The following is a 10,619-nucleotide window of genomic DNA, read 5'->3' as shown; positions in this document are numbered from 1 at the left end:
TAGTTTTTCAGGAGAGTTAGACCGGACCGGGATTCTAAATATTCGCTCAGCAATCAAAGTGTAGAGTGCAGAACGCAGAGTTCAGTCCTTCCGCCTTGGCACCGGCAGCAGCCTTGATTTTTTTGGTTCGTTTTTTATCAAGAAAAAATGAACGGGCCGAGGGGGAAGAGCTCAGTCCTCGGGCACTGACAGAGGAGCTCTACTCCGAGTGAACACACGTCGCCGCCCGTCTTACCTTGCCTGCCGGCGGCCTTCTTTGTCGGGGCAAAGAAGCAAACCCCTCGGGCTGTGTCCCCGGCTGCTCACTAATACGGTCACTGCTGGCCTAAAAAGCAAAAACTCGCCTTAAACTGATCCTTCGAAGCCTGGAACTGTCGGGAGTCGAAGCCCTTCGGAAATGCAGCAACTCAGTGTTGGCTCATACAACTTGCTTTTCTTAACGGCCACCAGCAACCGCATTAGTGGCCGGGGCCAAGGCCGAAGTAGCTGCGCAATGAAAATAGTCAGAGGCACCGGCAGATAAGTTCTACTCCGACTGAATCCAACAGGAAAATTATGCGACCGTAAGTCGCTAATCCCCGCTATTCCCCGGAGGTGAAGGCGGCCGGACCAAGGTTTACTTCAATGCTCCAACTTTCGTAATTGAAAGCAAAGCACAGAACTCCGACACTCCGCCTTCGGCCTTGGCACCGGCAGTGGAATCCGGTTTTTGAAGCCGTTTAAAAATGGAAACTGTCTGAGCGTTCCCGAAGCTCAGGAAGTAGCCACCCAGACTTCAACGGACCGATGGGGTTAGAAGCAACGTAACCAACGCCGACGCGAGTTTTTCCATTTTAGGCTTCAAAAATTGGATTCCACGATCAGCCGGTGGCACAGCCTTGATTTTTTGGTTCGTTTTTTATCAAGAAAAAATGAACGGGCCGAGGGGGAAGAGCTCAGTCCTCGGGCACCGGCCGCAGGCACGCAAGACGCGCTGTTGCCCTTGGCTTCTTTGGTGTTAAATCGACTTAGCTACGAATGATCGTTACATTCTTCGCCGGACGAAAAAGCATTAAAAAGCATGCAGTGATCAAGAAGCCAAAGTTGTATTGGGCCAGAGTTACCTGAAATCGTAGCGGACTATTGTAAATGACACGTTGAGTTTTGTCGAAGAGGAACTCCTCCGCCGAGCAATTACTTTTAACCATTGCTGCACCTGCGGCCGCGCCCCGAATGGTATTGCCTGAAAAAACTACAGTTCCTTCAGAGCCGTTTTGATGCGCTGGTATTTTTCGCGTTTGCGGACAACGATTGGCTCGGCAGCCCGCTCTGCGCAATCGGTAATCGGGCACCGTTCGCAGGTCGTATTCACCACTCTGGCCTGAATGGCGGGGTCGTTCAGCCAGGATATGGTCTCGTTCAGTTTGTCGTTGACCATGAAGCCCAGCGTGAGGCTCACGTTGCAGTCTTTGCGCGGGTGGCCGGTCCTCGCCAGGGTGATGCAAAGGTATTCGTCCTCGGTTCCGAAGTAGTGGCTGCGTTGTACATCGATTCGCATATTCCCGGATCCCTCTGCGGCCATTTCTTCCAGCAGGCTCAACGAGACCCAGCGGCGGCAGTAGCGCTCGAACAGGCCATTCTCGTGCGGATGGTGCCGGCGACTGAGGTGCAGTTCTTTATCGATCGTATAGTCGGTCGTGTCGGCTTCCTGCAGAAACCGCAGGAAAAACAACTCACGCAAGCCAAAAAACTTTGGCAGCACGTTGGTAAGCCGGTGGTAAAACATCTCGGGGGTGGCGTTATAACGCCGCATCAGCCCGAGGAAAGCTTCGCCATCCCAGGTAGGCAAAGCGAAGAATTCTTTGACGCTCTCCACAAACGGGTGCAGGGGGATGTGCAGGGCCACGCTGAAGTAGGTTGCCCGGCTGTGGTTCAGGACTTCCTCAAATACCTTGCTGCGCAACAAACTACTGGTGTTGGCGCGCTCGGTGAGTTTGAGGTGATTGAAGCCCAGTTCTTTACCGTACTGAAAACCTCGCTGACCGGCGGTCAGGTTGCCGTTGAGCAGCAACCGTTTGTCTTCGGGGAGGTAAACCGAACGGAACATCTGCAGGTCAGGGTGTTCGTTCAGTCCTTCGGGAACGATGGTGTAGCCGTAGGCCGACTCCAGAATTCCTCCGAGTGTGCGGGGCGGTACCGGCCTGAAGCCGGGTAAACCGTGTTTCTCCGAAAAGGCCTCTACGGAGTCTTCCAACTCGCTGAAGTAATTTTCGTGAAGCTCCAGGTAAGACCGCAGGGCAGCGAAGTAAAAGTTTTCCTCCCGCAGGGCGTAAGAACGGGAGAGCTCCAGCAGGGTGCTGATGAAAGCACCCACGCGGGTAGGAGCCTGAGCGATGAGGTCTGCCACTTTGCTCAACTCGATGCCAAACAACTCCAAGGGGAGCTCATTGAGGAAGTTGGACTGCAACAACTGGGTAACCGGAGCAAGGTGACGACCCAACTTTCCGTTGGTCAGTTCTTCCCTCGTGGTACCCAGCGCTTTCGCCAGGTTTTTTACCTTGTCTTGTTTGGGGAATTTCTTTCCTTTCTCAATTTCGTTGAGGTAAGAAAGGGACATGCCCGAAGCCTTGGAGAGGTCGGAAAAGGAGAGGCCCTGCTCCTGGCGAAGCTGCTTGACTTTGAGTCCGAAGATTATTTTTTCGTTGGAGGTTTTTGCGGTCATGTGGGGCTAAAGTAGCGAAAATTCGCAATTCAAACAGTTTCTTCGATTATTAGATTGCCTGTCAAAATGCATAACGGCGTTTCAGCGCAGGAGCGGAGCGGCACGAACAACAGCTTGCGGAAGGTGTGGTTGACACCTGCCTTTGGCCGAAAATATGACTTCTGTGACTAATGTATGTGTTTTGTTGTGAACACCGACTGTTCAGGGTGTAATTGTACTGTTGGAATTGCTGAAAACGCTACATGATTCTTTTCTGAAGATCATAGCCCCAGATGTTCGTACAGTAATGTATGAATTCTTGGCCTTATTCCCAAAGTATAAATCGCCCTGCGGTTCCGACTGGGGTGAACACGGTTGCTCAGAAAGACGAAGAGCAGGTCGTGCTCGGGATCAGCCCACACCATGGTGCCGGTATACCCGCTGTGGCCAAAGCTGGCGGCCGAGGCCTGCCTGGCTACGGAACTGGCGTCGGCATCGTACTCGATCAGGGGTTTGTCGAAGCCCAGGCCCCGCCGGTTGCCCTCGGCGGCATAATGCCGCCGGGTAAACTCCAGGAGGGTTTCCGGTTTGAAGAATTGCTGCCCGTTGTAACTCCCTCCGTTCATGAGCATTTGGTAAAGCTTGGCCAGGTCTTCGGCTGAAGAGAAAAGACCTGCATTACCGCTGATGCCGTTCATCATCGCTGCGCCCTCATCGTGGACCACGCCGTGCAGGGTTTGCATCCGGAAAAACGTGTCGACTTCGGTTGGGACGATGCGCTCGAGGGGAATATTCCGGTCCAGCGGCCGGTAGCCCAGCGTGTTTGCTCCCAGGGCATCATAAAAGTTCTCGCGCAGGTAAGTCCGGTAATCCCTTTTCGAGCCGTCCTCTACCCGTTGGGGCAGCAGGTAAAAAAGAAGACCGGAGTACTTGTATTCCCCTTCGGGCTTGACGGGAGATTTCTCAATGGAGCGGTAGATTTTCTTTTCCCGGAATTCCCGGTGCAACCACATGTCGTCCGTTAGCCTGATCGGGAAGCGCCGGCTGCTGTCACGACGGATGGTTCGGGCCCGGAAGCGGTAGTCGTTGGTTCGGGAACTGTCCCATTTTTTCTGCCACGGATACCGGGCGTTGCCCTTCAGCGTACCCTGCCAGTACGGAACCCACGGCAGCAGCCCGGCCCGGTGACTGAGCGCCGAGCGAACCGAAAGCTCTGTCTTGTCGGTTCCCGCAAATACCGGAAATTCTTCGCCGAGCGGAGCGTCGAGGTCAAGTAGCCTCCGGTCGTACAGTTGCATCAGGTAAAGCAGCCCGGAACTCGTTTTGGTAATGGAGGCCAGGTCGTAGACATCATCTTTCTGGACTTGTCGTTCATTGGCGTAGGTATGGTGCCCGGCGGTTACGTGCACCAGCGGTTTGCCCTTGTGCCAGGCCAGTACCTGAGCACCGGGGAAGGCTCCGGCCGCAATGCCTTCTTCGAGAACCTGCCGGATGGAATCGGCCAGAAGGCTTTCGGCCTGGCTCTGAGCCACGGAACTAAAGAAACATAGAAGGACGGAAAGGATCAGGTAGCGAAACATAAAGGTGAAATTGAGAGACAAGTATAACCTTTACGCATCGATCAGGACCTACGGCGCGAATTTTTAAACACTTTTTACTTGCCCAGGGCCCAAAACATACTCACCTGTCCGCCAAGCCCTTCCCTTCGGCTGGTTGCCGCCACGGTGTCGCCGGTTTTGAAGAGGTCGCTGAACCCGATGAGGTACCTGCCATCGAGTTGTACGGTCATCGGGCCAAGCTCTACGTTCAGGCCCAGCCCTATGATTGCGCCGTAGTTCAGCCGGCCGGGCAATTCAACATCGTAGTACTGGGATGGGGTAGAGGTAGGAACCTCGAAGCCTTCCGGCAGCGTAATCGTTTCGCTCAGGGGAAGCGAAAGGTAGGGACCCGCCTGAAGCATTGGCTGAATGCTGCCGTTGCCGATGCTCAGCTGCGTCAGGATGAGCACTTCGGCAAAACTGATCTTGCGCTCATAATTACTTGTGGTCAGGGTGTCAATGGTTTCTTCCCAGCCTGCGTTAGTGAGGCCGACTTCTGCCTGAAAGCCAACGAGCTTATTGTCGAAATACCGCAGGCTGAGGTTGTATCGCTGGCCACTGAGGTATTCGGTGTTGGCCGAAGGCGTAAAGTCGACGTCGTGCAACATTATCCCGAACCCGCCGCCGACCTGCAGGCGGTGGATGACCGAGGTGGTGTCCGACGATTGGCCGGAGAGTAAAACCGGAAAGAATAGAGTAAACAGGAGGGAATAGCGTATCATGGACCACAAAAATGCGACTTTCGGCGTTAGGTTACTACAATGCGCCTGTTACTTCCCCTTCTTTTGTGTTTTTCCTGCGTCACCGCAAAGCCCGTCGTTGGCCCTGATGTGATCGATTTCTTTATCGACAACGCCGGCCGGAAATACTACTTGCTGTCCGATGACCGCTTTATCACTTACAATGAACTGGGCCAAAACCACTTCTCGTACTACGATAGCAGTCTCGGTGCTCCGGGAGGAATCGATGTGAGTGATCCCTTCGCGATTTTGCTGTTTTATCCCGAATACGGAACCGTAGTAGTGGTAGACCGGACCCTGAGTGAGGTAAGCAGGATCGATTTGTTCTCACTGAAGGATGTCCGCCAACCGGAGGTAATCGCCCGCGCATCCAATCAGGGCATCTGGATTTTTGATTCGTGGGACAATCGGCTGAAATTACTCGACCCCCAGGGGACGCTGCGGTTACAGTCCAACGATCTGAAACTGGAGCTTCGCCCCACCAGCTCGCCCGTGGCCTTGTATGTCGACAGAAGTACCGTTTTGTTGCATTATGCCGAAGAAAACAAGTTGGCCGTTTTTACCAACTATGGCCGCTTCGAGCGCTGGGTAGAGTTGCCTGCGGCAGAACAATTGGGCTGGCGGGCGCCCATCCTTACCGGCAATTCTTCGGCTGGGCACTGGGCCTACCGTGCGGGAAATGATACGGCGGGGCCGCAGGTGCAAAGCGGGTTAAGGGGAAAGCTCTTCGATAGCCCTGAGGGTATTTATTACCTGGATGATCTGGGAGAAGCCCAACTAAAAACAAAAGAAAAATAAAATACAAACAATTTGTTTGTATTTGTGTTTTGCATTACATTTGTGTTGCATCGGGGGCGTTTCATGGCCTCACTCAAACTCAGCCTGAACGGAAATAACAGGATTACTTAGCAAGGGAGCCAGATTAGGAGCTCTCCCAAAGGTTGCAAAAAATGACTTCATTTCTTTCCCGTCTGATGTCCTTCGCAGGGCGTCACTGGCTTCGTCTGCTCATTATCGTCGGAGCCCTGGTTCTGCTGTCCGATAAACAGGTGAACTTCAACTTACGGCTCGGAGCACCATCGCCCGCTAAAACGGTTGTACCCAACGGCCGTACCGAACCCGCTGGAGGTGGCTCCCCTGAGCAAAATTCCGAAAAGCCGATCCTGACGGAATCGGAGCCGGTGTCCGATCCGGTAGTGCGTGCTCCCGAAAAAGCCGGTTTTCTCGAACGGTTCAACTTATTTGGATCGGACAAGCCGGATAAATACGATGAACTCACCCGGCGCGAGGAACAGGTAATTGCGGCTTTCATCCGCAGGTTCAGCAACGTTGCCCAGGCGGAGCAGGAGAAGTTCGGGATTCCAGCCAGCATTACGCTGGCCAATGCACTGCTGCATGGTCAGGCAGGCGAAGCGCCTGCCGCCAGGAGTTACCTGAATTACTTTGCGCTGGGATGCCACGACGAATGGTCGGGCAGTACTGGCAGGGTGGCTGGTCAGTGCGTGCGGGCCTATGAAAACGCCTGGACCAGTTTCCGCGACCACAGCCTGTACATCACCTCCGATAAGTACAGCGCCCTGACCCAGTTTAGCGAAACCGATTACCGCAGGTGGGCCGCCGGCCTGGAAGAACTCGGCTTCAACGACAGCGACGAGCTGGCTGAGCAGCTCCTGCGAACAATTGATAAGTTCCAGCTTTTCCGGTTTGACTAGAAAGGCAGTACCTTGCTCTCCGACAACAGAAGTCTTTGCTTATGACCATTCAGTCCCTCACTCTCGAAAACCTGCGCGGCTTTGCCGGCAAGCATGAAGTTAAGTTCACTGACCCGAACGTCGCCGCTTTTATCGGGGTGAATGGTAGTGGCAAGAGTACGGTGTTGGAGGCGATGTTAGTGGCTCTGCATAACCTTTTAAGACGTTCTGACAATAGAAATAACGCTGCAGTATATAGCTTGACTCTAGAGGATATAAGCATAGGCTATACGAGTGGAAGTGTCGCTGTACAAGTGATAGTCGATTCAGCAACCGGGAATAACTTGAGGATTAAAATTCCTATTCCAAGTTATAACGCTGCGGTAGAAATTAGTTATTCAAGTTTTAACGAAAAAGAATGGCTGAGAAACGCTATCGCCAATGAGACATCTATACCGATTGTGTGTGCATATAAAGCAGGCCTTCCAATAGAAATGGGGGAAGGTTATTATGATGAAGTCCAGTATAAACTAGGTAGAGAGCAAACTTATTTTGGAGCGCTTGACACTCAGATAGATTTCACAACTTTGACACACTGGCTGGAGGATCTTATCAATTTACAAAACAGCGAGGCGGTTAATAGAAGAGATTTTGACTACATTTTGCCTGAAATGAAAGCGGTTAATATAGGACTGGCTAAATTTTGGGGTGAATTGGAGGGAAATGGTCACGGAACCGGAAAAGTCCAGCTAGTAATCAAGACATTTGAGCGTACACTTACTTATGTCAAGAATGATAGTGTTTTGAAATTTGATCAGTTGTCATCGGGAGAACAACTTATCTTAGGCCTTGCATTAGATGTGATGTATCGATGTATCTCCGCAAATAACCATTTGTCTAACCCTCTTGAATCTCCCGGCGTAGTCCTAATCGACGAAATAGAGCTGCACCTACACCCCCGCTGGCAAGCCAATATCATAAAAGCACTCAGGACAACTTTTCCTAACATCCAGTTCATCGTCTCGACTCACTCACCATTGGTGATTAATCAACTGAGGGACGAGCAGGTATTTGCGCTACGAAAAGACGGCATCGTGCCGGGAACGCAAATGCAAGAGACTTATGGTATGGATGCCAGTGCCGTTATCACCAACATCATGGGTGCACCGAGTCGCCCTCCGGAAATCAGCGAGCGCTTTGATGAAGTAGCCGAACTCTTGAATGATCCTAGTCCGGAAAACCTGGATAAAGTTCGTGAGCAATTGGCTAATCTGCGTCAAACAATCAGCCCGAACGACCTAGAGCTTCTCCAATTTTCTAACATTCTAAGTATCGAAGAAAGTGCGGTTGATATCTAAAGGGAAAGAACCCGCTAAATTGGCTGAATACCGCAGTAAGGGAGAGCGGTACGATAACGGCATGGATGCTGAATATCGTGAACCCGTAATTACACAGTTGCTCAGTGAACAGGCAAATCGTTGTGCTTACTGTGGTGCAAACCTTAAGCAGCGCAAAACAAAAATAGAACACTGGGCCACCCGTTCTTTGCATCCGGATCGTGACTTGGATTACACGAATTTGCTGGCTGTTTGTTACGGCGATCTCTTTTGTGGAACGAATCTCCACTGTGACCGTAGCCGAGAAGATAAAACAAACCTAACGATTGACCCACTGAACGCTAACCATATCGCTCAGCTTTACTTTAGGAAAGACGGTACAATCAACTCCGACAATCCTGAACTGTTTTTTGACCTGGACAGCCCGAAACGCCTAAACCTAAACTGCAAAAATTTGGTGCGACTTCGTCGTAGCCTTCTCAACGATTTCAGAAACCAATTACGCAATCTTCAAAAGCGTGGTAAAAGGATTCAGTTTGATCATTTATTGCAAAAGGAGCAGGCCTCAGAAAGCAGCTTTAACGATATCATCATTGACTACCTGAAAAAGAAAGCATAGTCCGCAGTGACGAAATTCACATCGCCTCGATAAAAAATCCTACCCTTACCCTGCACCTGCGGCCCCGCCTAAATTAGTGTCTCTCATTCAATTATTCTATCTTCGCGCTACCGGAACGCCGGTTACCCTAATACTATCAACTCCGCGGGCCAGGGAAGAAAAGGCTTGCGCATATCCCCATCCAAGCCAAACATAATGGATTCTACCCCAGACAACGCCCCCGAAGAAAAGGAGGAGCCACCAACTGTCTATTTCGATGAACTCGACATCGCCGACGAAGTACTTGACGCCCTCGACGATATGGGCTTCGAGAAGTGTACCCCCATCCAGGCGCAGGCCATTCCCCCTTCCATCGAAGGGCGCGATATTCTGGCCGTAGCCCAAACAGGAACCGGTAAAACCGCTGCGTTCCTCCTCCCCGTCCTGACCGACATCTGCGACAACCCACCCACCAAAGTAACGACCATCGTGCTGACGCCCACCCGGGAACTCGCGATGCAGATCGACCGTCAGTTGGAAGGCTTTAGCTTTCACATGAACGCCAGCTCCATCCCCGTTTACGGTGGCCGCGACGGCCATAGCATGGCCCAGGAACAAAAAGCCCTCAAAACCGGCGCACCTATCGTGGTCGCGACTCCCGGCCGCCTGATGGCTCACCTCGATATGGGCTACACCGACCTCAGCGAAGTCCGTCACCTGGTGCTTGACGAAGCCGACCGGATGCTGGATATGGGTTTCGTCAATGATATGGTCAAGATCATTGATATGTTGCCGAAGGAGAAGTTGCAAATTCTCTTCTTCTCGGCTACTATGCCGAATAAGATCCGGAAATTCAGCCGGGAGATCCTCAAAGATCCGGTCGAGATCAGCATCGCAATCTCCAAGCCGGCCGAGAAAATCAAACAGAAGGCCTACTATGTAGCCGACTGGGCAAAGAACGCCCTCATCGAGGAGATCCTGAAGGAGAAGACCAAGACGATGGATCGTATCCTCATCTTCTGCGGCCGGAAGAAAACCGTACGGGAGCTTACCCGCCGGCTGGCCCGTAGAAATCCGAAGGTGAAAGACGTTTCCTCTGATCTGGAACAAAACGAACGCGAGGAACGCCTGCGGGAGTTCCGCTCGGGAGCCATCCAGGTAGTGGTTGCAACCGACGTACTCAGCCGGGGGATTCACATCAACGGCATCGATTTGGTCATCAATTTCGATGTTCCGGGAGACGCTGAAGACTACGTGCACCGCATTGGCCGTACGGCCCGCGCAGCGGCCGAAGGCGAAGCGATCACACTGATCAGCGGCGATGATCGCCGCCGCTTCAAAGCCATCGAAGAACTGATGGAAATGAAGGTCGAGCGCCTCGAAGTTCCTGACCGCCTCAAAGACGACGGCGGTGACCGCCGTGGTGATCGTCGTGGCGGCGGCGGAGGACGCGGACGCGGAGGTGACCGTAACCGTGGCGGAGGCCGTGGCCGGGGTGGCAACCGCTCCGGAGGGGGTGGGAAGCGAAACCACGATAAACCCCGCAGCGAAGGAGGCGACAGAAAGCCCCGCAATGAAGGCGGAGGAAGCGATAAACCCCGCAACGAAAGTAGTGGAGAACAAAAGCCCCGTGGCGAACGCACCCGTAGCGAACAGCCCCGTGACCCCAACCGCAAGCAGCGGGGCAGGGGACGTGGCAGAGGGCGTGGCCCCAAGCCGAAGAGCGAATAAAAACGGACAAAAAAAGCACGAACGAGCGATCGTTCGTGCTTTTTTTCTGCTGTTGAGTATTTGAAGGGAGTGAAAGGGTTTGTTAAGCTCAGGTGGCGCGGGTTGACAAGTCACTGCACCCTCTCTTTATGGCTGTTGAACTACCATGTTTTTACCATATCCGCGATCATTTTTCTGGCAAAATTTGCTATACCTTTCCCAATTTGAAAGGAATCAGACGATGCATTGAGGCTAATGCAACATT

General features: G+C 52.6%; 8 protein-coding genes. 5 read left to right on the top strand and 3 right to left on the bottom strand.

Annotation, left to right across the window (positions count from 1 at the left end):
• Positions 1-1,231: 1,231 nt before the first annotated feature.
• From FUA23_RS14655 to FUA23_RS14645, 3 genes are all read right to left on the bottom strand, one after another.
• Positions 1,232-2,701 (bottom strand): helix-turn-helix domain-containing protein, encoded by a 1,470-nt coding sequence (locus FUA23_RS14655; protein WP_147931503.1) that lies wholly within the window; start codon positions 2,699-2,701, stop codon positions 1,232-1,234.
• Between the two features lie 260 nt (positions 2,702-2,961).
• Complete coding sequence (locus FUA23_RS14650) at positions 2,962-4,260, bottom strand: serine hydrolase domain-containing protein (RefSeq protein ID WP_147931502.1); 1,299 nt, start codon at positions 4,258-4,260, stop codon at positions 2,962-2,964.
• A 74-nt stretch (positions 4,261-4,334) separates the two neighbouring features.
• On the bottom strand, positions 4,335-5,000 hold the full coding sequence (locus tag FUA23_RS14645; RefSeq protein ID WP_147931501.1) for a porin family protein: 666 nt from the start codon (positions 4,998-5,000) through the stop codon (positions 4,335-4,337).
• Between the two features lie 39 nt (positions 5,001-5,039).
• Between FUA23_RS14645 and FUA23_RS14640 the strand changes: the two genes are divergently transcribed.
• The 5 genes from FUA23_RS14640 (at position 5,040) to FUA23_RS14620 (ending at position 10,375) form a co-directional block, all read left to right on the top strand.
• Positions 5,040-5,816, top strand: coding sequence for a hypothetical protein (locus FUA23_RS14640; RefSeq protein ID WP_147931500.1), 777 nt, complete (start codon positions 5,040-5,042; stop codon positions 5,814-5,816).
• A 152-nt stretch (positions 5,817-5,968) separates the two neighbouring features.
• Complete coding sequence (locus tag FUA23_RS14635) at positions 5,969-6,730, top strand: glucosaminidase domain-containing protein (protein WP_147931499.1); 762 nt, start codon at positions 5,969-5,971, stop codon at positions 6,728-6,730.
• Between the two features lie 41 nt (positions 6,731-6,771).
• The gene (locus FUA23_RS14630) at positions 6,772-8,067 is read left to right on the top strand and encodes an AAA family ATPase (protein WP_147931498.1); all 1,296 of its coding nucleotides are present in this window, start codon (positions 6,772-6,774) and stop codon (positions 8,065-8,067) included.
• A gap of 19 nt (positions 8,068-8,086) precedes the next feature.
• Positions 8,087-8,665, top strand: a complete 579-nt coding sequence (locus FUA23_RS14625) for a retron system putative HNH endonuclease (RefSeq protein ID WP_147931497.1) — start codon at positions 8,087-8,089, stop codon at positions 8,663-8,665.
• Between the two features lie 195 nt (positions 8,666-8,860).
• A complete protein-coding gene (locus FUA23_RS14620) occupies positions 8,861-10,375 on the top strand; it encodes a DEAD/DEAH box helicase (protein ID WP_147931496.1) in 1,515 nt (504 codons plus the stop codon).
• The last annotated feature ends 244 nt before the right edge of the window (positions 10,376-10,619 follow it).

This window comes from Neolewinella aurantiaca (assembly GCF_008014675.1).
Classification (GTDB): Bacteria; Bacteroidota; Bacteroidia; order Chitinophagales; family Saprospiraceae; genus Neolewinella; species Neolewinella aurantiaca.
This window is presented reverse-complemented; position numbering and strand designations above follow the sequence as displayed.